Below are 22,332 nucleotides of genomic sequence, written 5' to 3'. Positions count from 1 at the left end.
TCAGACTCCTGCCGCCGCGACGAGCTCCGCGTTCGGCAGAGCGCTCTCCGCGGGACCGGCCGGCGCCTCGCCGAAGTACTTCCGGCGGTACGCGCGCCAGGTGATCGCCCAGCGCTCGGGGTCGTCCAGGTCGTCGTGGTGCGTGTGGTGCACGGTCTGGTTGTGCGGCGCTGTGCGCACGAGCTCGGGGTTCTCCCGCGCCTCCTGCGCGACCTGCGCCAGCGCCGCGACGTACTCGTCGATCTCGGCCTTCGAGTAGCACTCGGTGGGCTCGAGCGTGAACGGCTGCGGCACGACGTAGGGGTGGTGGCTCGTCCAGTAGTGGAAGCCGTAGTCGGCCATCCGGATGCCGATCTCCTCCGAGGAGATTCCGGTCTCCTCGAACAGCTCCTGCCACGAGTACCGCACCTGCTCGATACGGCGGCGACCGGTCGCGTAGGGTGCGGACGCCCCGGGGATCTCGAGCACCTTCTTAAGGAGGTAGTTGTTGTTCAGCACCGCGATCCGCGAGGCCTCGAGCATGCCCTCGGCACCGAGCGCCATGATCCACGCATACGCCCGCACGACGTGCAGGATGACCCCGTGCGCCGGGGCGACGTGCCCGATCGACAGCTCGCCGGGCTCGCGCACCACGAAGCGTCCGTCTACCCGCTCCACGCGCGGGCCGGGCAGGAACGGTGCCAGGGCGGCGCTGACCGCATTGGCCGCCGCTCCCGGACCACCGCTGCCGTGCGGCGCTGAGAACGTCTTGTGCAGGTTGAACTGGCACACGTCGAATCCGGCGTCGCGGGCACGGGTGATGCCGAGGATGCCGGCCGCGTTGGCCTGATCGTAGGACGCGAGGGCGCCGACCTGGTGCGCGGCGTCGACCCACTCCTTGATCGCGGGGTTGTAGATGCCGGTGTCCTCGGGGTTGGTCACCATGATCGCCGCGGTGCGCTCCGAGAGCGCGGCCTTGAGCGCGGCCAGGTCGGGGTAGCCGTCGGCGTCCGGGTAGATCGTGATGACCTTGTACCCGGCGACCTTGGCCGCGGCCGCGTTCGACGGGTGGCTGAAGATCGTCGTGATGACCTCGTCGCGCTGCTCGGCCTCGCCGTGCGACGCGTGGTAGGCGCGGATCATCGCGATGTTCGTCCAGATTCCCGCGGATCCGCCCGGGGAGGCGAGCGAGACGGCGTCCATGCCGGAGATCTCGGCCATGAGCCGCTCGAGGCGCCAGATCGTCTCGAGTGCGCCCTGCGTGTCGGCGGGATCCTGCGCGGGGTGCAGTGCGCGCAGCTGCGGCACCTCGATGAGCTGGTCGTTGATCTTGGGCGAGTACTTGATCGTGCAGGTGCCCTGACCGATGTCGACGTTGAGGTCGGATCCGAGGTTCTCCTGCGACAGCCGCAGGTAGTGCTTGAGCACGCGCATCTGCGCGATCTCGGGCAGCGCCGGCGGCATGGGACGGCGCATCCCCTCGGGGAGGGCGGCGACGACATCGCCGACCGCCTCGCGCACGGCGGGCTCGACGGGCGTCACGAGCACGCCGCGCTCGCCCGTCGTGGACAGCTCGAAGACGATCGGCTCGTCCCAGCTGGCCTGCTGGAACCGGCGGGGGCTCTGCTTGGGGGCGACGGGAAGGGTCACGCGGCCTGCTCCTCGGTGTCGATGGCCGTCGCGAGCGCGGCGGCGAGGCGGTCGATGTCGGATGCGGAGGTGGCCTCGGTCACGCAGACGAGCAGGGTGTGCTCGTCCACGACGACGCCGGGCTCGATTCCTTCGGCGCGCAGCGCGGTGACGACGTCGGCGGCGCGAGCGGTGTCGAAGCGGATCGTGAACTCGCGCAAGTGCAGCGCGTCGTCACCCAGGGCGACGCCGTCGAGCGCGGCGAGCTTCTGCTGGGCGTACGCGGTGCGGGCGAGCAGCAGTTCGCCCAGGTCGGCCATGCCCTGCGGCCCCATGAGCGCGAGGTGCACGCCGGCGGCGATGCCCCACAGCGCGGCGGCGGTGCCGACCCATTCCTTGCCCTCTTCGCGATGCGCGAAGGAGGTGCGGTCGTAGGCGACGTCGCCGAAGCCGTACTCGCCGGGCACGTCGGTGGACTCCAGGCCGAACAGGCGCGAAGGCATCTCCATCACGAACCGGGGCTCGTCGTGCACCGCGATGAACCCGGCGTGCGCGCCGCCGAACCACTGGTGCAGGCCGAGCGACTGGATGTCGCCCGTGACGATGTCGGCGCCCTGCAGCGCGGGCGGGGTGAGCACGCCGTAGCCGATCGGGTCGGTGCCGACCACGACGACCGCCCCGGCCGCGTGCGCCGCCCCGGCGATCTCGCGCAACTGGGTCTCGACCGCACCGGTGAAGCTCGGCGTCTCGACCCACACGGCCGCGACGTCGTCGCCGAGCCGCTCCCGCAGCGCCGCGAGGTCCGCGACGCCGCCCGCGGTGGGGATCCGCTCGATCTCGAGGCCGGCGCGCGTGTAGTCGCGCACCTTCGAGTCCTTCTCCGGCAGCACGTCGCTCACGGCGAGCACACGGCCGCGGCCGGTGAGCCGGCCGGCCATCGCGAGGCCCGTGGCCGTGGCCTGGTAGCCGTCATAGGTGGGCACGTTCACGACGTCCATCGCGAGCAGTTCGGCCATGAGCGACTGGTACTCGAACAGCGCCTGGAACCGGCCGTGATCCTCGTAGGGCTCCCCCGCGTAGGCGGTGAGGAACTCGCTGCGGCGGATGACCTCGTCCACGACCGCCGGCACGTAGTGGTTGTACGTGCCCGCGCCGAGGAAGCTCAGGCGCTCCTCGGTGGTGCGGTTCTGCGCCAGGATCCCCCGCACGTGCCGGGCGAGGTCCTGCTCGGCCGGCAGCGGGGCCGGAACGTCCAGCGGACGGCGCAGGCGCAGGTCCTCCGGCACGTCGGCGTAGAAATCCTCGACGGAGGCGGCGCCGACGGCGGCAAGCATCTCGGCGCGGATCTCGGGCGCCGAGTTCGGGATGTAGGGGTGCACGAACGTCTGCGTCATGCCAGCTCCTTCGACGGGGTGGGCGGGGTGGGCCGCGGGGTATGGGTCAGGGTGAGGAAAGGGATCTGCGCGGCGCGCGGCGTGGCCACGACGGCGACGCCGTAGGCATCGAGCGTCACGGTGTCCGCGGTCTCGGATCCGGTGATCAGATCGAGGCCGGCGACCGGCAGGTGGAAGGTCACGGGGTCGGCCGCGTGGTTCAGCAGGAAGGTGTAGTCGGTCTTGTCGTCCGAGCGCGTGACGGCCTCGGCCTGCACGGACACCTCGTCGCGGGCGGGCAGGCCCGCCGTGCGGAGCACGTCGCGGAACATCGTGACCAGACCCTCGGGCGACAGCATCGCGCTGACGTACCAGGCGGATCCGGATCCGGCCGTGCGGCGGGTGATCGCGGGGAGGCCCGCGAGCTCGCCGGTGGTGTATGCCCCGCGGATCTCGACGTCGTCGCCCGCTTCGATCCACTCGCCCCAGTGCGGCACGGCGAGCTCGGCACCCGCGTAGGCCAGATGCTCGACGAGCCCGTCCGCGATCGGCCACTGCTCGTCGACCTCGATGCCGAGCAGGTCGCGCAGCGGACCCGGGGCGCCGCCGTCGTGCACCTTCTCGGTGCTGTCGACGACGCAGGAGAACGGCCCGACGACGAGCGTCCCGCCGCGAGCGACGAAGGCACGCAGCGCGGCCGTCTGCGACTCCTCGAGGATGTACAGATTCGGCGCCACGATCACGTCGTAGCGCTCGAACGGGGTGCCGCTCGCGGCGCCGCCCACGCGCACGGCGTCGACGGGGTGGCCGAGCGTGTAGAGCGCGCGGTGCCAGGCACGGGCCTGCTGCGCCCACTGCAGCCGCTGCGAGGGCAGAGATTCGAGCGCACTGGAGCCCCACCAGGAATCCCAGTCCACGACGAGGCCCACGCGCGAGCGCACCCGGCTGCCGCGCACGGGCTCGAGCCGGCGCAGCTCGTGTCCGAGCGCCCTCGTCTCCTGGAAGCTGCGCGACTTCTCGCCGCGGTGACCCAGCATCGACGAGTGGAACTTCTCCTGGCCGTACTTCGCCTGGCGCCACTGGAAGAACATGACGGCGTCGGATCCGTGCGCCACGGCCTGCAGGCTCTCCACCCGGATCTTGCCGGGCGCCTTCGGCACGTTCACGTCGCGCCAGCTGGTCGCGCTCGCCGACGACTCCAGCAGCAGCCACGGCCGCCCGCCCTTGAGCGCGCGCATGAGCCCGTAGTTGAGGGCGGCACCGACGTGCGAGGTCGGATCCATCGGATCCGGGTATGCGTCATCGGTGACCACGTCCTCGCGCTCGGCGAAGCGCCAGTAGTCGAGGTCGCGGAACATGCTCATGAAGTTCGTGGTCACGGCGATGTCGGGGGTGACCTCGCGCAGCACGTCGATCTCGATCTGGAACAGCTCGAGCATCGCGTCGGAGGAGAACCGCTCGAAGTCCAGCAGCTTGGTGGGGTTGATCGGTCCCGGCGCCTTCTTCGGCGTCTCGATGTGCTCCCAGGAGGTGTAGCGCTGGCCCCACACGTTCACGCCCCAGGCCTCGTTCAGCCCGTCCAGGTCGCCGTAGCGGTCCTGCAGCCAGCGACGGAAGTGCCGAGCGGATTCGGGGCACCAGCAGCGCGACACGTGATCGCCGTACTCGTTCGAGATGTGCCACATCGCAAGCCCCGGGTGCTCGCCGTAGCGCTCGGCGATCGCGCGGGTCATTCGGGCCACGTTCTCGCGCCAGATCGGCGAGGACGGGCAGTAGGTCTGCCGCGAGCCGAACTCCAGGCGGTGCCCGTCGGAGTCCCACGGCGCCATCTCGGGGTGCGCGCGCAGCAGCCAGGACGGCGGGGTCGCGGTGGCGGTGGCGAGGTCGATGCGGATCCCCGCCTCGTGCAGCAGATCCAGGATCCGGTCCAGCCAGCTCCAGTCGTAGACACCGGGCTCGGGCTCGAGCTGCGGCCAGCTGAAGATCGGCAGGCTCACCATGTTCACGCCCGCGTCGAGCATGAGGCGGATATCCTCACGCCACACATCCTCGGACCACTGGTCGGGGTTGTAGTCGCCGCCGAACGCCAGGGCGTCGATGCGGACCTCCCGGATCCGCTCGTCGTCGAGATGCTGGGCCACGACGGCTCCTCCCTGAGTCTGTACAGAAACGCTGTTCAATGTATTCTGTATACAGCAAGCGTATGGCGAATGCTGGATCCGGTCAAGCCGTAGGCTGACCGCACCGGCCGAAGGGGAGAACGAATGGCTATCGAACGCAAGAACCTGCGTTCCCAGGTGCGCGAGGAGCTGCTCACCCGCATGCGCGCCGGACAGGTCAGGCCCGGCGAGGGCATCAACGAGGTGCAGCTCGCCGCTGAGCTCGGCGTGAGCCGCACCCCCCTGCGGGAGGCCCTGATCGCCCTGGAGTCCGAGGGCCAGATCACCAGTGAGAACGGCAAGGGCTTCCGTTTCGTGCCGCTCAGCGCCGGCGAGTTCGAGGACCTCGCGCCGGTGATGGCGACCCTGGAGAGCCTCGCCCTCGAGCTCAGCGCGGTCGAGGATCTGAAGAAGGTCGGCGTGCGCCTGGTCGAGCTCGCCGACGCGTTCACCGACGAGCACGTCGAGCACGCCCTCGTGATGACCAAGGACGACGAGTGGCACGCCCTCATGCTGTCCGTCTGCCCGAACCGGCGCCTGCTCGACGTGATCGAGAGCGTGCGCGGATCCTTCCACCGCTATGAGGCCCTCCTCGTCGCGGATGACGTGAAGATCGATCGGGTCGCCGCCGAGCACGCCGCGATCGCGCACGCCCTCGCGGACGGCGACGTGCCGGCCGCGATCGACGCCCTCAAGGTCAACTGGATGCATGGCATGCGCCGGATCCTCGACAACTCCTCCAGCGCGTACTTCAGCGCCTGACTCCAGCCCGCCCCGCCCCGCCGGCGACACACGCGTTTCCCTCCCCTCGCCGTCTTCCCCTCCCCGCACAGACGTCGCTGCGAGGAGGGAAAGACGACCGGGGGAGGGAAACGCCGCATCCGCCGGGTGCTCCGGGCCGCGGCGAGCGCCCGCTGCGGCGAGCGCCCGCGCCGGGTCATCCCTTGACGGCGCCGCCGAGCAGGCCCGCCACGAACTGCTTCTGGAAGACCAGGAACAGCACGAGCAGCGGCAGCGTCGCCAGCAAGGATCCGAGCATGAGCCCGGAGTAGTCGACCCGGCTCAGGCCGATCATCGTGTTCAGCGCGACCGGGACGGTGTACCGGTCCTCCGAGTTGAGCATGAGCAGCGGCCAGATGAACGAGTTCCACTGGCTGATGAACGTGTAGATCACGAGCGCCGCGATCTGCGGGCGCGCGACCGGCAGCACGATCCGGTAGAAGGTGCGCAGCTCACTCGCGCCGTCGATCCGAGCCGCCTCGATGAGCGAGGCCGGGAAATCGAGGAACCCCTGCCGCATCAGGAAGATGCCGAACGCGTTCGCGAGGAACGGGACGATCAGCGCCTGGTAGCTGTCGATCCATCCGGCGCTGGCCATCATCTGGAACAGCGGCACGAGCAGCACCTGCATCGGGATCATCATGGTGACGAGGATCACGCCCAGCAGCACGCTGCGACCGCGGAACCGGTAGGTGGCGAGCCCATATCCGCACATGATGCTGACCAGCGAGCTGAACACCGTGTAGACCACGGCCACGAGCACGCTGTTGAGCATCACCTGCCCGAAGCCGATGCTCTCCTGCAGCCGGCCGAGGTTCTGCCAGAACTCGCCACCGGGCAGGATCGGCAGCGGGGTGACGAAGAGGTCGCTGGTCTTGTGCGTGGAGGCGATGACCATCCACAGGAACGGGATCAGTGCGAGCACGCTCGCCACGATCATGACCGCGTAGACCGGCGCCCGCAGCACGATCCTGCGCAGCAGCGGCTCGCCGGAACGGTCCGCGGGCTGACCGAGGCGCCGGCCGCGGCCGGTGGTGATCAGCTGGGTCGTCATGGCTTCTCCCTCATGATGCGGAACTGGATCACGGCGATGATCCCGGTGAGGATCACGAGCATCCAGGCGATCGCGCTCGCGTAGCCGAAGTCGAACTGCTGGAAGCCGATCTTGTACAGGTAGAGCACCGGCGTGAGCGTCGCGTTGTTCGGGCCGCCGCCGGTGAGGATGAAGTTCTCGTCGAAGAGCTGCAGCGCGCCGATCGTCGACGTGACGCTGGTGAAGATCAGCACCGGCCGCAGCTGGGGGACGACGATGTGCCGGAAGATCTGCCAGCGCCCCGCACCGTCGATGCGCGCCGCCTCGTAGAGTTCGGGCGGGATCGACTGGAGCCCGGCGAGGATGATGACCATGTTGTAACCGGTCCAGCGCCAGGTGATCGAGGCGATCACCGCCACCCGCGCCCACCACTCGTTGTTCAGCCAATCGATGGGGCCCGCACCGAACAGGGCGAGGAACTGGTTCAGCATGCCGCCGTCCGTAGTCATGATCACCCGGAACACGACCGAGTACGCGACCAGCGTCGTAATCGACGGCAGGAAGGTGAGCAGACGGAACCCGGCCCGGAAGCGCAGCCATGCCTGGTTCAACAGGTAGGCGAGGCCCACGGCGAGCGCGATCATGATCGGCACCTGCACGACCAGGATCAGCAGCGCGTTGCCCAGGCTCTTCAGTACGAGCGGATCCCGGAACATCCGCGCGTACTGGTCGAGACCGACGAAGGTGCTGACGCCGCCCGAGGTGCGGAAGAAGCTCTGCAGCAGCGACACCGCGAGTGGGTACGCGAAGAACAGCGCGAGCAGCGCAGCCGCCGGAAGGGCGAACCACAGCCCTGGGCGCTGCATGCGCGCGGCGAAGCGCCGGCCCGTGCGAGGGGAGTCGTGACGGTTCTCGTCTCGGCTCCCCTCCGCGGAAGACCGCCGCATGGTGGCGACCGTCATGTCAGCCCGCGATCTTGCGACCGGTCGAGTTCGCGATCTGCGCGGCCGCGTCGTCGAGCGCCTTCTTCGGATCCTCACCGTTCAGCACCGCGGCGCTGACCGCGTTGATCACGGCGTCGCTCGCGACCGACTGGTCGGAGGTGAAGGCGATGGACGGGATCTTCGGCGTCAGCTCGGCGAAGGTCTGGAACACCTTCTGCCCGCCGAAGTACTCGCTCGGCTGCTCGAAGAAGTCGGCCTTCAGCGCCGGCAGATACGCCGGGAAGAGCCCCTCCTTCTGCATCATGCTCGACTGGTTGTCGGTGTTGGCCAGCACGTAGCTCATGAAGTCGGCCGCGAGCTGCGGGTTCTTCGCCTGCGCCGGGATCGCGAGACCGGATCCGCCGTTGTTCGAGGTCGGGGCGCTGGCGTCGTCGAACACCGGCAGGTCCCGCACGGCGTACTTCCCGCTAAGCTCGGGCGCCTCGCCCTCGAGGGTGCCGATCCACCAGACCGCCTCGGGGGTAACGGCGGAGTCGCCGTCCTTCGCGCTCGTGACGCTCGCGTCCCAGCCCTTGGCGTTGGTGATCAGCCCCTTCTGCTGCATGGTCTGCAGCAGGGTGAGCGCGCGAACGGCGTCCGGCGAGTTCACCGTGATGTCGCCCTTGTCGTCGAAGTAGCCGGCGCCCTGCTGCTGCAGGTACATCGAGAGGGATCCGCCCGCGGAGAGGTCGGCAGTGAGCAGCGTGTGTCCCGTGGCCGCCTTGATCTTCTCCCCGGCGGCGACGAGATCGTCCCAGGTCTTCACGGCGGAGGGATCCACGCCCGCGGCCTGGAAGTAGTCGGTGCGGTAGTACAGCCCGACCGTGCCGGAGTCCCACGGCGCCATGCGCAGCGCGCCACCCTTGTCGGTGCCGGTCGACCACTTGAACGGGTCGAAGTCGGCCTTCTTGTCGCCGAGCACAGGCGAGAGGTCCGCGAAGCCCTTCGGGAACTGCGTGAGGTAGCTCTGGTTGTGGTCGGTCTCGAGCGTGATCAGGTCGGGGAGGCCGGTGCCGGCCTGCAACCCGACCGAGATCTTGTCGTAGGCGTTGTCGTAGCCGATGTCGACGACCTTGATCGTGGTGCCCTTATGCGCCTTCTCATAGTCGGCGCCGAGGCGCTTGAGCGCTGTCGCGGCGACGTCCCACGACCAGATCGTGATCGTGCCTGTGGCCTGGGCGCCCGGCTTCAGCGCCTCGCCGCCGGTCTGCGCCCCTCCGCCGAACGCGCACCCGGACAGGGCGACGGTCGCCGCAGTCCCCATCGCCAGCGCGAGCATGCCGCGTCGCTTCATCATGACCTCCTCGTCAATATTGGATATTGCATACAGTACACGCGTGGTTACGCTAACACCAGGGTTCGTCGAGGCAGGGCCGGCGAATGCGTCGAGGCCCCCTCGCAACGCCGAGACCCCCTCGCAGCCGCGCAGGCAGGAGGGGGTCTCGATGCTCAGAGGGGGCGCGGGCCGCGGGTCAGCGGCTGAGTTCGACCGCCAGGTCGAGGAACAGCGCGGCCGACCACGCGAACGCCGTGGTCGCGCGCTCGGCCTTGAGGCCCGTGCGCGGGTTGAAGTACTCGTGCGGGCCGCCGCCGTGGATCACCAGGCGCACGGTCTGCTCGCGCAGCGCCCTCGCCCGCTCGGGCTGACCCGCTGTGTCCAGCCCCTCGGCGATGAGGGCACTGGTGTTGATCCAGATCGGGCCGCGCCACATCCGTTCCGGGGAGAAGTCCGGATCCGACGCCGACACGGTCGGCAGCCCCCACTCCAACGCGTAGCGTTCCGGGTCGTCGATCGCCGCGAGCAGGGCGGCGCGGGCGTCTTGCGGAAGCCCTTCCACGCGCAGCGGCATGAGCCCCACCACGGTGTCGCTCGCGATGCGCTCGCCGTCGTGGCCGGACGCATGGTCGCCGGATCCGGGACCGCGCGCGATGAAGCGCCGCTCGGCCGGATCCCACAGCCGTTCCATGAGGAGCGCGGCCGTGCGTTCGGCGCGGGCCAGGTGCGGCGCGGTGTCATGACACGGCAGGTAGCGCGCCGCGAGCGCGGCGATCTCCCGGTCCTGCTGCACGAGGTAGGCGGCGAGGTCGGGGGCGGTCGTGGGGATCGGCCCGTCGAACACGGGGCTGTCGTCGAGGCCGGACGAGTACGGGTGGCCGTACTCCGGCAGACCGTCGCGGTCGAGGTCGGATCCGTTCCGCTCCGGCCCCGCGAACCACCAGTCCTGAGACCGGATCACGCGCTCGAGCTGGTCCGCGGCCCACTCCGGCGCGTCCTCGGCCTCGAGCACCTTGCGCAGCGCCCACGCGGCGAGCGGCGGCTTGGTGAGCGGCACAGGGGCGCTCGGATCCGCCACCTGCGAGCCCGCGCGCCGCAGCGTCGCCCGGTCGGACTCGGGCAGGTCGTCGCTCGTGGCGAGCACGCCCTGCTCGTGCACGACGTCGGGCAGCTGCCCGTTCTCGCGCGGGAACCGGAACGCCAGCTCGAGCTGCTCCCTGGCGAGCTCGGGGTCGCCGTGGCGCAGGCCGACCGCGATGAAGTACGCGTCCCACTGCCAGAGCCCGACGTAGCCGATCTTCGACGGCACGATCGCACGAGCGCCCTCGAGCGCGGGCAGCTCCACGATGTTCGCGCCGAGCACCCACCAGCAGAACGCCGCCATGTCCTGCAGGTCCTCGCGGACCCGCGGGCAGCGGTCGAACCAGGCGCCCCACTCCCGTTCGAGCGCCGCGAGCGCATCGTCGTGCGCCGGGGCGGGCTGTGCGGAGACGAGCGCACCACGGTCGGCGGCCACATCGATGCGCAGGCCCGGTCCGATCGCGTGGCGGGATTCGGCGCCGTCCGGCAGCGCGAGGAGAACCGAGGCCGACGGGTCTCCGCCGATGCTGAGCGCACGCAGCCCGTCGAAGGTGAGGGTGACGCTGCCGAACGAGATCCGGTGCGGCTGGACGTCGACGACGGGCAGCACGCGGCCGGCGCCGTCGAGCACCTCGAGCGCATCCAGCACGCGGCACTCGTCGAGCCCCCGCTCATACTCGGACGTGTGCACGCGCACGCCGTCGCCCTCGCGGAAGACCAGCAGACGCGAACGGGGCATCGTGAACGGGGCGGTCACCAGATCGAGATGGCCGCCAGCCGCGAGTGCGAGCTCTGCCGCGGACGGCGCACCATCATCCGTCACCTCAGCGCCCTCCGAGTCCGGAGGCGGCCATGCTGTTCAGGATCCGCCGCTGTCCGATCACGAACACGAACAGCATCGGCACGGTCGAGATCGCCGAGGCGGCCATCACCAGCCCGTAGTTCACCGAGCCGAACTGACCCTGGAACGACTGCAGCAGCAGCGGGACCGTGAACAGGTCGGGTGTGTTGAGCAGCACGAGCGGGAACAGGAAGGAGTTCCACACGTCGAGGGCGACGATGATGCTGAGCGCGGCAAGGCCCGGCCTCAGGTTCGGCAGGATCACCTGGAAGAACGTGCGGATCCGCCCCGCGCCGTCCACGAGCGCCGCTTCCTCGAGCTCCCGCGGCAGCGACAGCACGAACTGGCGCATCAGGAACACCGCGAACGGGTTCGCGATCATGCCGGGGATGATGAGCGCGAGATGCGAATCCACCCAGCCCAGCTGCGACATCAGCAGGTAGAACGGGATGAGCGTGACCTGCTTGGGGATCATCTGCGTGGCGAGGAAGACGATGAACAGCACCTTGGATCCGCGGAAGCGGATGCGGGCGAACGCGTAGCCCGCCATCGACGCGGTGATGAGCGTGCCGGCGACGACGAGCACGGCGATGTAGGCGCTATTCAGATAGGCCTGCGCGAAAGGCACCGCGTTCCACGCCTGGACGTAGTTGTCGAACGTCCACGGGCTCGGCAGCAGCGAGAGCGGGTTCTTGAGCAGCTGCGGCAGGGTCTTGAACGAGGTCAGCAGCATCCACACGAACGGGAACACCATTCCGAGCCCCGCGACGATCAGCACGACGTGCAGGATCGTGGCGGACAGCCGACGGCGGCCCTTGCCCGCGGCGCGAGGGCGGATCCGCCGGCCGGGGGCGACGAGGGCGATCGTGGAGTCGGTGGCGGGCGCGTGGCCGCCGGTCGTGATGCGCGTGGTGTCGACGCTCATGCGGGGTCATCCTCGTAGTGGACGAACTTGTTCTGCGCGGCGAACTGGATCCCCGTGATCACGAGGGTCAGCAGCAGCAGGATGATGCTCGCGGCCGATGAGAGGCCGAAGTCGAACTTCTTCATGCCCAGGTCGTAGATGTGATAGACGATCGTGCGGGTGGCGTTGTCCGGGCCGGCGTTCCGCACGAGCACGTAGACCGTGTCGAAGGTCTGCAGCGACGAGATGAAGGCGATCACCGAGGAGAAGAAGACGATCGGCGACAGCAGCGGCAGCCGGATCGCGGTGAACAGCCGCCAGGCGCCTGCCCCGTCGATCCGCGCGGCCTCGATCACCGACGGCGAGATGTTCTGCAGTCCGGCGAGGAAGATGATCACGTTGAGCCCGAGCGACGACCAGATCGTCACGATGCACACGGCGATCAGCGCGAGCCGCGGATCCTGCAACCAGTCCGGCGGCGCGATCCCGAAGATCGTGGAGATGGCGGACGACAGCACACCGTCCGCGCGGAACATCTGCTGCCACATCATCGCGACCGCCACCGTCGAGGTGACCACCGGCGCGAAGAAGAGCACGAGGTAGAGCGTGCGGGTCTTCAGCTTCTCCAGCGCCACCGCGATGGTCACGGCGAGAGCAAGGCCGATCGGCACCGTGATGATCGCGATGAGCAGCGTGTTCAGGATCGCGCGGCCGAAGAGCGGATCCGCCAGTTCGGCGCCGAAGTTGTCGAAACCGACCCAGCTGAGGTCGGACAGGCCGTCCCAGTGCGCGAACGCGAGCACGAGGCTCGCGAGAAACGGCACCACCACGAACAGCCCCATGCCGATCAGCTGCGGCCCGACGAAGGCGTATCCCCAGCGCCGGTCGCGGCGGCGCCAGGCGGCCTCGCGCCGCCACCCGGGCGCCGTCGACGACGACGCCCGGGTGCTCACCGACGGTGCAGTCATGCTCACTTGCCGTCCTGGACCAGCTTGCCGACCGCGTCGAGCGTGGCCTGCGCGTCCTGCTTGCCCTGGTAGAGGGCGAGGAACTGATCGCCGATGCCGCCGCGGATGCCGGGCAGGCGCGCCTCGGTCGGGTAATTGACGAAGCCGATGTCGCGCATGTCGAGGAAGGTCTGCGCATGCGCGGGGTAGCCGTCCAGCACCACCTTGTCGGCGCCCTTGATGGACGGGACCGCGTTTCCGCCGCCCTGCAGGCGCAGGGTCTGGCCCTCGGCCGAGAGGAACTCGGTCCAGAACGTGAACGCCGCGTCCTTAACCTTGGTGCCCTTGTTGATCGCGAGGAACGAGGTGGCGACGCCGGTCGGCGCGGCCTTGCCGTCGGGCGTCGGCCACGGCGCGATGTCGTACGAGTCCTTCACGCCGGCGCCCTCGACGGTGCCGATCGTGTAGCGCCCCTGCACGAAGAACCCGGCCTTGTGCGCGACGAAGACGCTGTCGGCGCCCGCCCCGTCGGGGAGGGTGTCGGCGACGAGGAAGGTCTTGTCCTGGAACAGGGATCCGAACTGGTCCAGCGCCTTGACGGCGTCGGCGTCCTTGTTCGCGACGAACTTCCCGCTCTTGTCATACGGCGCGGACACGCCCTGCGAGCTCAGCCAGCTCCACTGCGTGGCCCAGTAGTTCCAGAACATCGTGCCGGTGAGGCCCGCGTCGTGCAGCTTCTTGTTCATGTCCAGGAACGCGCTCGTCGTCCACTTGCCCTCGGCGGCGAGGGTCGCGGGGTCGTCGGTGACGCCCGCGGCCTTGAGCGCCTCCTTGTCGTACCAGAACACGTCGGGGTTCGAGTCGTTCGGAGCCGCGTAGATCTCGCCGTCCTTCTCCGCCGCACCGAACAGGCCCGGCGAGAAGTCATCGACCTTGCTCTGGCTCTTCGAGCCGTTCATGAGGCTCTTGAGCGGCATCAGCCGGTTGGATCCGACGAACTGGCCGATCATGTCGTCGCCCACGTAGAAGACGTCGGGCGCCGTGTTGCTGGTCAGCTGCGCGAGGAGCTTGGAGTGGTAATCGTCGTAGCCGGCGACGGGCTGCAGCTTCACCGTGATGTCGGGGTGGCGCTTCATGAACTCCTTGTCGAAGTCCTGGTAGCGCTTGAGCTCGTCCGCGCTGCCCCACGTCGACCAGACGACGGTGGCCTTGCCGTCGGCGGCCGAACCGCCTCCGTGGGAGCCGCCGCTGCACGCGGCGAGGCCGAGCATGAGTGCGCCGGCGGACACTGCCGCGAGCGTGCGCAGGAGTCGAGGGTTCGAGCGGGGCATGACGCCACCTCTTTCGTCGTTGAAGGGCAGTTCGGAGGTCGGGACGCACTCAGTATTATGTATACAGACGACGTTTGTCAACGGCCACGCGTCGGATCTCGTCGTTCTGGAGCGGCGCACGGGTCGTAGCCGAGGCAGCGTCGAGGCGGCGGCACCTGCGATGATCGTGCGCCCGACGATCGCCGATGCACGACGCGGCACAGCGGAAGGTCCACCCGCCGCAGAGTGGTCTGATCCGGAGGTGCATCAACGGGCCTACGCTCGAGGGGTGAGCCTGCTCGTCACCGTCCCCACCGCCGAACTCGCCGCTGACATCGCCGCCCAGGGCCCGCTGCCCGACGGCGTGGAGGTGCAGGTGTGGGACATGACCGCACCCCCACCCGCGCCTCGGATCGACATCGTCGTGCCGTCGTACCTCGGCCGGCAGCGTTTCTCCGCGCTGGACGGCGTCGAGGTGGGCCTCGTGCAGGGCCAGATGATCGGCTACGAAGCCGTGATCGACCGGGTGCCCGCGGGCGTGCCGTTCGCGAACGCCGCCAGCGTGCATGAGCCAGCGACCGCCGAGCTCGCCCTCGCGCTGACCCTCGCGGCGCAGCGCGAGCTGCCGCGGTTCGTGCGGGCACAGGACGCGGGTCTGTGGGACCGGGCGTTCACCTCGAGCCTCGCGGATCGCCGCGTGCTGCTGGTCGGCATCGGCGGCGTCGGAAGGGCCGTGGCCCGACGCCTCGCCGGGTTCGAGACCTCGATCATCGCGGTCGCGCAGACCGCCCGCACCGAGATGATCGATGGCGTCGGCGAGATCGCCGTGCATGCGCTCGCCGACCTGCCCGCGCTCCTGCCCGACGCGGAGATCGTCATCCTGTCACTGCCGGGCGGATCCGCCACGCACCAGCTGTTCGACGCGGACATGCTGGCACGTATGGCCGACGGAGCGCTGCTCGTCAACGTCGGCCGCGGCACACTCGTCGACACGGACGCCCTGATCGCCGAGAACGGCCGGATTCGCGCGGCCCTGGACGTCATGGATCCGGAGCCGCTGCCCGAGGGCCACCCGCTGTGGACCACCCCCGGCGTGCTGTTCACCCCGCACGTCGGCGGCGCCTCGACCGCGATGAACCCGCGTATCGCTGCGCTGGTGCGCACCCAGATCGACCGCATGCTCGCCGGCGAGGAGCCGGCGAACCTCATCCCCCGGTGACCGGTGCGGATTCCGCAGTGACCGATGCGGAATCCGGGGCCGCTCCCGCTCGCCTTCCGTCGCGTCGTCCGCGCGTATGGCTCGTCGGCGCGTATCTAGTTCAGGATGGATGCACCGAATCGGCTGTTCTCGGATCCGAATTCCGCGGATTTGCGAAATCCAACCTGAATACGAGACACCGACTCGACCGCGGTAGCTCTCCGGCGCGGCGGGGCCGGGGCGCTCGAACCGATTCGATCCGCGCGTTTCCGGGATCCGCCGCCCTCCCGGTACCCTGATCGCATGGCCGAGATCGAGCAGCAGTCCGCCCCCGGATCCGAGTGGTGGCGCACCGCCGTCATCTATCAGATCTACCCGCGCTCCTTCGCCGACGCGAACGGCGACGGCATCGGCGATCTGCCCGGTATCACCTCCCGGCTGGATGCGCTGCAGGAGCTCGGCGTCGACGCGATCTGGCTGAGCCCGTTCATGCCGAGTCCGCAGAAAGATGCGGGCTACGACGTCTCGGACTACCGCGGAGTGGATCCGCTGTTCGGCACGCTCGAGGACTTCGACGCGATGCTCGCCGCAGCGCACGCCCGCAGCATCCGCGTGATCGTCGACCTCGTGCCGAACCACTCGTCCGACCAGCACCGCTGGTTCCAGGAGGCGCTGAAGGCCGCCCCGGGCAGCCCCGAGCGCGCCCGCTACATCTTCCGCGACGGCAAGGGCGAGCACGGCGAGCTGCCGCCCAACAACTGGCAGAGCGTGTTCGGCGGCGGCATGTGGACCCGCGTGACCGAGGCCGACGGCACCCCCGGCCAGTGGTACCTGCACATCTTCGACACCAGCCAGCCCGACTTCGACTGGACGAACGAGGAGGTGCGCGAGGAGTTCCGCGGCGTGCTGCGGTTCTGGCTCGACCGCGGTGTCGACGGCTTCCGGGTGGATGTCGCGCACGGCATGATCAAGAAGGCGGGGCTGCCCGACTACACGCCCGACGAGGGCGCCGACTCCATGGGCGGCGACCAGGAGGACGTGCCGTACTGGGGCCAGCCCGGCGTGCACGAGATCTACCGCGACTGGCACGATGTGCTCGCCGCCTACGACGGCGACCGCGCCCTGTGCGCCGAGGCATGGATGCCCACGCTCGAGCAGATCGCGCTGTGGGTGCGCCCCGATGAGATGAACCAGGCGTTCAACTTCAACTACCTGATGACGCCGTGGAACGCCGACGAGCTGCGCACCGTGATCCGCGACTCCCTGGACGCGTTCGGCGCGGTCGGCGCGCCGAGCACCTGGGTGCTGTCCAACCACGACGTGGTGCGCCACGCCTCGCGCCTGGCGCTCACATGGGACAACCCGCAGGGCGACGGCATCGGTCCGCGGGACGAGCCCAAGCCCGACCGCGCGGTCGGACTCGCCCGTGCCCGCGCCGCGAGCACGGTGATGCTGTCGCTGCCCGGATCCGCCTACCTGTACCAGGGCGAGGAGCTGGGCCTGCCGGAGGCCATGGAGATCCCCGACGAGTTCCGGCAGGATCCGACCTGGTTCCGCACGAGCGGCGAGCGCTACGGGCGCGACGGCTGCCGGGTGCCGCTGCCGTGGAGCGGCACCGCACCGTCGTACGGCTTCAACGACACCGGCGCTTCGTGGCTGCCGCAGCCGGCGGAGTGGGCGGAGCACGCGCGCGCCGCCGAGGAGGGCGATGACGGCTCCACGCTGGAGCTGTACAAGACGCTGCTCGGACTGCGCAATGAGCGCGGGCTCGGATCCGGATCCCTCGTGTGGGAGGACCTCGGATCCGACGCGGTCGCGTTCCGGCGCGGCGACCTGCACGTCGTGGCGAACCTCGGCGACGCACCCCTGCCGCTCCCCGCGGGTGCCGCGGTCGTGGTGCACAGCGCACCGGGCTCCGGGACCGTGCTGCCGCCGAACGCGGCGGCCTGGTACACGATCGGCTGAGCCCGCTCCTTGCGGCGGACCGCCCTTCTGGCGCGCCCCTGTGGCCGACTCCGGAGCCGGCCCCGGGCCGTTCCCGACCGCGAGACTGCAACCCTGTTGCGAGACTGCACGATTGTCGCGCAGTCTCGCGACTCAGTTGCAGTCTCGCGGATGCGCGCTCCCGGCCTCGGTCACGGCGCCGCAGACCTGCGCCCTCAGGCGGGCTCGACCGCGCCCATCGGCGGCTCGGCGGGGCCGACCGGCCCCGAGCCGATCGGGCCGACCTCGACGAGCACGCGGGAGCGGCGCCGATGCGTCGCCGCGGTGACCAGCTGCACCCCGAGCGTCACCGCGAGCACGATGCCCGACAGCAGCAGGAGCTGATCCGGCAGGGCGCCCTCGGCGAGCGCGAGTCCGCCGAGCGCGCTGCCCAGTGCGCTGCCCAGCATCATGGCGCTGTTGTTGAGTGCGAGCACGAGGGCGGCGACCGCCGGCGGCACCATCGTGGCGAGCCTGGTCTGCGCCGCCACGCCCGATCCACCGTTGAAGAACGCGCAGACCAGGAACCAGACGAGCCCGGCGACGGCTCCGGCGATGCCGGGCAGCATGAGCCCCGCCCAGCCGAGCAGCGCGGCGGCGAGTACGGTGGCGACGATGACGGTGAGCACGGCGACCGGACCCCGGCGGTCGGTCACGCGCCCGGAGACGATGTTGCCGACCAGGCTCACGATGCCGTAGCCGAACAGCGCGCCGATGATCGGGTACCCCTCGCCGATCCGCGGACCCAGGATGAGCGTGGCGTAGGTGAAGCAGAGATAGCTCGCGCACATGAGGCCCATCGGCACCAGCAGCACGGCCAGGATCGCCGGGCGCGTAAGAGGGCTCAGCGCCTGGCGCAGCGACAGCGGCGGCAGATGCAGCGGTCGCACCTTGATGAGGATCCCCACGAGCGCGGCGGCCCCGACGCCGACCACGAGGAACAGCGGGATCCGCCAGTCGGTCTGTCCGATCACCAGCCCGACGGGCACGCCGAGGGCGGTCGCGAACAGGAACCCGCCCATCACGAGCGAGAGTGCGCGGCCGCGGTACTGCTCGGGAGTGCGCGCGATGACGTAGGAGCCGATCACGGCGTTCAGCAGCGCACCGCCGAGCGCGGAGATCACCCGGCCGCTCATCGCCCAGAAGTAGGTCGGTGCGAGCCCCACCATCAGGTTGCCGAGCACGAAGACGCCGAGGGACAGCACGATCGTCGCCTTGCGCTCCCACCGCCCGGTGAGTGCGCCGAGCACGGGCCCGGCGATCGCGCCGGTCGCCGCGAACACGCTCATGAGCTGACCGGCGGCGGCCGCGTCCACGTCGAGATCGGTCGCGATCTGAGGCAGCAGACCCGCCAGCACGTAGCCGTCGATCCCCATCGAGAAGGTCGCGACGGCGAGCCAGATCAGCGCTCCGGGCCGGAAGCCGGTGTCGTCAGCAGTCGTTCGCACCAGGTCATCCAATCAGAGCGGATCCGCTCCGCGCTCCCTTTTTGTGAGGATTCCGGACGAATCGTCGGATGCGCCGTCAGGGCACCACCTCGAACGCGGCTGCCAGCAGCGTCTCGTCGCGCGACGAGGGCCCCACCAGCAGCTCGAAGGCGCCGGGCTCGACCCGGCGGATCCCCGCGGCGTCGACGATCGTGCAGTCGGCGACCGGCAGTTCCAGCCGCACCCGGGCGGACTCCCCCGGCGCGAGCTGCACCTGGCGATACGCCTTGAGCTCCTTGTCGGTCCAGCTCGCGCTCGTGACGACGTCGCGCACGTACACCTGCACCGTCTCGCGCACCGGACGGGATCCGGTGTTGGCCACGGTGACGTCGGCGACGATCGTGTCGTCCGCACCGAGCGTCGACGACATCAGCTCGAGTGCGGAGTACTCCACGGTCGTGAACGAGAGCCCGTCGCCGAACGCCCAGGCAGGCGCCTGGGTGAGGTCGGCGTAGCGCGTGCCGTGCTGACCGCGGATCTGGTTGTAGTACGTCGGCTGCTGCCCGGCGTGCCGGGCGAAGGAGATCGGCAGGCGCCCGGACGGCTCGATGGCGCCGGTGATGAGCTCGGCGATCGCCGTGCCGCCTCGCATGCCGGGGTTCGCGGCCCAGAGCACGGCGGCGGCTTTCGCCGTCGAGGCGGGCAGCACGAGCGGCTTGGAGGCGAGGAGCACGACCACCACGGGCGTGCCCGTCGCGATCAGCGCGTCCAGCAGGGCGTTCTGGCCGCCCACGAGCTCCAGGGTCGCGGTGGAGCGTCCCTCGCCGACGAGCTCGATCCGATCCCCGACCACCGCCACCACGACGTCCGCGGCCTCCGCAGCCTGCACCGCCTCGGCGAGGAGGTCCGGATCAGGCGCGGCCGGCGCCACCACCGCCGGTCGGGGCTGCCCGTCCGGGAAGGTCGCGCCGAGCGGGTCCTCCGCGAGCGTGAGGATATCGGCGCCCTGCGCGTACCGCACGGCAAGGCCGTCGACGGCACGGAGACCGTCGAGCACGGTGGTGATCATCTCCCGCGGCTGGCCGTCGAGCCAGCCCGCCTGGCCGGATCCGCCGGCCCAGTCGCCGAGCTGCGTCTGCGCGTCGTCGGCGAGAGGGCCGATCACGGCGACGCGGACCGGATCCGCCGTCGCGGCCGCGGTCGCAGGGATCAGAGGCAGTACCCCGTCGTTCTCCAGCAGCACGAGAGAGCGGCGGGCCACCTCGAGGTTGAGGTCGGCGTGCGCGGCAGCGCCGATGACGGCGCCGAGGTCCTGCGCGGGCAGGCGGGGATCCTCGAAGAGTCCGAGGTCGAACTTCAGGGTCAGGATCCGCGCGACGGCGGCATCGAAGGCGTCGGGTGCGAGCATGCCGTTCTGCACGGCCTCGAGAGCACCCTCGTAGAAGCCCGGCGTGGTCATCACCATGTCATTCCCGGCGCGCACCGCGGCCGCGGCGGCGTGCGCGTGGTCGGGCTGCACCTTCTGCTCCCACACCATCCGGCCGACGTTGTCCCAGTCCGTGATGAGCGTGCCCGTGTACCCCCACTCGCCGCGCAGCACGTCCGACAGCAGCCAGTCATTGACGGTGATCGGCACCCCGTCCATGCTCTGGTACCCGAGCATGAACGTCCGGCACCCCTCCCTGGCGACCCGCTCGAACGGCGGCAGGAACCAGGACCGGAGCTTGCGGCGCGAGATGTCCGCCTCGGACGCATCCCGCCCGCCCTGGGTCTCCGAGTACCCCGCGAAGTGCTTCGCCGTCGCCAGGATCGCCGTCGGATCCGAAAGCCCCGCCCCCTGATAACCGCGGACCATCGCGCTCGCGAGCTCGCCGATCAGGAACGGATCCTCGCCGAACGTTTCGCCCACCCTCCCCCAGCGCAGGTCCCGCGCGATGCACAGCACCGGGGAGAACGTCCAGTGGATCCCGGTCGCCGAGACCTCCACCGCCGTCGCCCGCGCCACCTGCTCCACCAGGACCGGATCCCAGGTCGCGGCCATCCCCAGCTGCGTCGGATAGATGGTCGCGCCCTCCCAGAACGAGTGGCCGTGGATGCAGTCCTCCCCGACCAGCAGGGGGATCCGCAACCGCGTCTCGGCCGTCAGCCGGTTCGCCTCCAGGATCCGCTCGGGCGAGGTGTGCAGGATCGACCCGGCATGGCGTCGCAGCACGTGATCGTGCAGATCGTCGCGCGCGTCCAGCTGCAGCATCTGACCCGCCTTCTCCTCCACCGACATCCGGCTGAGGAGATCCGCCACACGCGCGGCGGTGCTGAGTCGGGGGTCGCGGAAGGGCAGGGCGTCGCTCATGCGGTGGTGCTCTCTGGGTCGGCGGCTGCTCGGGCCGCGGGGAAGGAGGTCGGGGATGCGGTCGTGCGCACCGCGGTCACGGCGGCGTTCGCATCGATGCCGCGCTTCTTCAGGGCGCGGGCCCGCTCTCCGGCGGAACGCAGCCGCGGGTTCACATACTCGTCGATGCCGAAGTTGATCAGTGCGAGCGCGACGCCGAGCAGCGCGATGCAGAGGCCCGCCGGCACGTACCACCACCAGTAGTCGGGGAAGGCGCTGTTCTGCTGGGCCCAGAACAAGATGGTCCCCCAGTTCAGGTTCGATACCGGGATGACGCCGATGAAGGCGAGGGTCGTGAGGCCGAGCACCGCGGCGGTCATGGTGCCGACGAAGCTCGACGCGATGATCGCCATGAGGTTCGGCAGCATCTCGACCAGGATGATCCGGTGCAGCGGCTCGCCGTTCGCGCGCGCCGCCTGGATGAAGTCTCGGTTGCGCAGTGACATCGTCTGCGCCCGCAGCACCCGCGCTCCCCACGCCCAGCCGGTCAGTCCCAGCACCGCGGCGATGATCCACAGCGGCGGATCCTGGAATTGCGAGGCGATGATGATCATCAGCGGCAACCCCGGGAGCACGAGGAACACGTTCGACAGCGCGGACAGCGACTCGCTCTTCCAGCCGCGCAGATAGCCGGCGGTCACGCCGACCAGGATCGCCACCACGGTCGCCATGATCGTCGCGAGGAAGCCGACCACGAGCACGCCGCGCGTGCCGTAGACGAGCTGGCTGAACACGTCCTCGCCGATGTGCGTCGTGCCGAGCAGGTGCTGCCAGGACGGCGGCTGCAGCGTCGCGTCGAGGTGCTGCGCGGTCGGGCTGTACGGCGCGATCCACGGCGCGAAGACCGCCACGAGCGTGAACACGCCGAGGATGATCAGGCCCGCGGCGGACTTGCGGTTGCCGAACATCGCCAGCGACGCCTTGAGCTGGGTCCAGAAGGTGCGCCGGGGCGCGGGACGCCGCTCGGCGGTGAGCAGAGCCGCGGTCTCGGGCGCGCCGGCGGCCGGCTGCGCGACCTCGGGGGGAACGGGAATCGACATG

Annotated in this window: 16 protein-coding genes; 3 read left to right on the top strand and 13 right to left on the bottom strand. The window is 70.0% G+C overall.

The genetic code is table 11. The features are described 5' to 3' along the window. Genes gcvPB through AC1DCT_RS12810 form a run of 3 tightly spaced genes read right to left on the bottom strand, consistent with a single transcriptional unit; the run spans nt 1 to nt 5,122 of the window. On the bottom strand, nt 1-1,629 hold the full coding sequence (gcvPB, locus tag AC1DCT_RS12820; protein WP_477429601.1) for an aminomethyl-transferring glycine dehydrogenase subunit GcvPB: 1,629 nt from the start codon (nt 1,627-1,629) through the stop codon (nt 1-3). Next, nucleotides 1,626-3,002, bottom strand: coding sequence for an aminomethyl-transferring glycine dehydrogenase subunit GcvPA (gcvPA, locus tag AC1DCT_RS12815; protein WP_477429599.1), 1,377 nt, complete (start codon nt 3,000-3,002; stop codon nt 1,626-1,628). The genes gcvPB and gcvPA overlap by 4 nt, the downstream gene beginning before the upstream one ends. Further along, nucleotides 2,999-5,122 carry a beta-galactosidase gene (locus AC1DCT_RS12810; RefSeq protein WP_477429597.1) on the bottom strand — a complete coding sequence of 708 codons (2,124 nt, stop codon included), beginning with the start codon at nt 5,120-5,122 and terminating at the stop codon, nt 2,999-3,001. Before AC1DCT_RS12810 ends, gcvPA begins: the two co-directional genes overlap by 4 nt. 123 nt (nt 5,123-5,245) lie before the next feature. On the opposite strand from AC1DCT_RS12810, the gene AC1DCT_RS12805 reads away from it, so the two are divergent. Beyond that, complete coding sequence (locus tag AC1DCT_RS12805; RefSeq protein ID WP_441977396.1) at nt 5,246-5,902, top strand: GntR family transcriptional regulator; 657 nt, start codon at nt 5,246-5,248, stop codon at nt 5,900-5,902. Nucleotides 5,903-6,077: 175 nt separating this feature from the next. Here the strand turns inward: AC1DCT_RS12805 and AC1DCT_RS12800 are convergent, their stop codons facing one another. The 7 genes from AC1DCT_RS12800 to AC1DCT_RS12770 form a co-directional block, all read right to left on the bottom strand. Then, entirely contained in the window at nt 6,078-6,974 is an 897-nt protein-coding gene (locus AC1DCT_RS12800) for a carbohydrate ABC transporter permease (protein ID WP_477429595.1), read from the bottom strand. After that, on the bottom strand, nt 6,971-7,915 hold the full coding sequence (locus tag AC1DCT_RS12795; protein WP_477429594.1) for a carbohydrate ABC transporter permease: 945 nt from the start codon (nt 7,913-7,915) through the stop codon (nt 6,971-6,973). Before AC1DCT_RS12795 ends, AC1DCT_RS12800 begins: the two co-directional genes overlap by 4 nt. Nucleotide 7,916: 1 nt before the next feature. Then, entirely contained in the window at nt 7,917-9,233 is a 1,317-nt protein-coding gene (locus AC1DCT_RS12790) for an ABC transporter substrate-binding protein (RefSeq protein WP_477429592.1), read from the bottom strand. Nucleotides 9,234-9,408: 175 nt separating this feature from the next. Further along, nucleotides 9,409-11,115 carry an amylo-alpha-1,6-glucosidase gene (locus AC1DCT_RS12785; protein ID WP_477429590.1) on the bottom strand — a complete coding sequence of 569 codons (1,707 nt, stop codon included), beginning with the start codon at nt 11,113-11,115 and terminating at the stop codon, nt 9,409-9,411. A 1-nt stretch (nt 11,116) separates the two neighbouring features. Next, on the bottom strand, nt 11,117-12,058 hold the full coding sequence (locus AC1DCT_RS12780) for a carbohydrate ABC transporter permease (RefSeq protein ID WP_477429588.1): 942 nt from the start codon (nt 12,056-12,058) through the stop codon (nt 11,117-11,119). Continuing rightward, nucleotides 12,055-13,005: a carbohydrate ABC transporter permease gene (locus AC1DCT_RS12775; RefSeq protein ID WP_477429670.1), complete on the bottom strand. Its 951-nt coding sequence runs from the start codon at nt 13,003-13,005 to the stop codon at nt 12,055-12,057. Before AC1DCT_RS12775 ends, AC1DCT_RS12780 begins: the two co-directional genes overlap by 4 nt. A 2-nt stretch (nt 13,006-13,007) precedes the next feature. Continuing rightward, a complete protein-coding gene (locus AC1DCT_RS12770) occupies nt 13,008-14,315 on the bottom strand; it encodes an ABC transporter substrate-binding protein (RefSeq protein ID WP_441977402.1) in 1,308 nt (435 codons plus the stop codon). A gap of 268 nt (nt 14,316-14,583) precedes the next feature. On the opposite strand from AC1DCT_RS12770, the gene AC1DCT_RS12765 reads away from it, so the two are divergent. Both AC1DCT_RS12765 and AC1DCT_RS12760 read left to right on the top strand, forming a co-directional pair. Further along, complete coding sequence (locus AC1DCT_RS12765) at nt 14,584-15,513, top strand: NAD(P)-dependent oxidoreductase (protein WP_477429586.1); 930 nt, start codon at nt 14,584-14,586, stop codon at nt 15,511-15,513. 282 nt (nt 15,514-15,795) lie between these two features. Beyond that, nucleotides 15,796-17,457, top strand: coding sequence for a glycoside hydrolase family 13 protein (locus AC1DCT_RS12760; protein WP_477429584.1), 1,662 nt, complete (start codon nt 15,796-15,798; stop codon nt 17,455-17,457). A gap of 194 nt (nt 17,458-17,651) precedes the next feature. Here the strand turns inward: AC1DCT_RS12760 and AC1DCT_RS12755 are convergent, their stop codons facing one another. The 3 genes from AC1DCT_RS12755 to AC1DCT_RS12745 all read right to left on the bottom strand — a co-directional run bounded on the left by AC1DCT_RS12755 (nt 17,652) and on the right by AC1DCT_RS12745 (nt 22,331). Next, entirely contained in the window at nt 17,652-18,923 is a 1,272-nt protein-coding gene (locus AC1DCT_RS12755; protein ID WP_477429582.1) for an MFS transporter, read from the bottom strand. Between the two features lie 76 nt (nt 18,924-18,999). Then, a complete protein-coding gene (locus tag AC1DCT_RS12750) occupies nt 19,000-21,252 on the bottom strand; it encodes an exo-beta-d-1,3/1,6-glucosidase (protein WP_477429580.1) in 2,253 nt (750 codons plus the stop codon). Then, complete coding sequence (locus AC1DCT_RS12745; protein WP_441977407.1) at nt 21,249-22,331, bottom strand: ABC transporter permease; 1,083 nt, start codon at nt 22,329-22,331, stop codon at nt 21,249-21,251. Before AC1DCT_RS12745 ends, AC1DCT_RS12750 begins: the two co-directional genes overlap by 4 nt. Nucleotide 22,332 lies beyond the last annotated feature (1 nt).

It is taken from the genome of Microbacterium sp. 10L49 (assembly GCF_056395125.1).
This window is presented reverse-complemented; position numbering and strand designations above follow the sequence as displayed.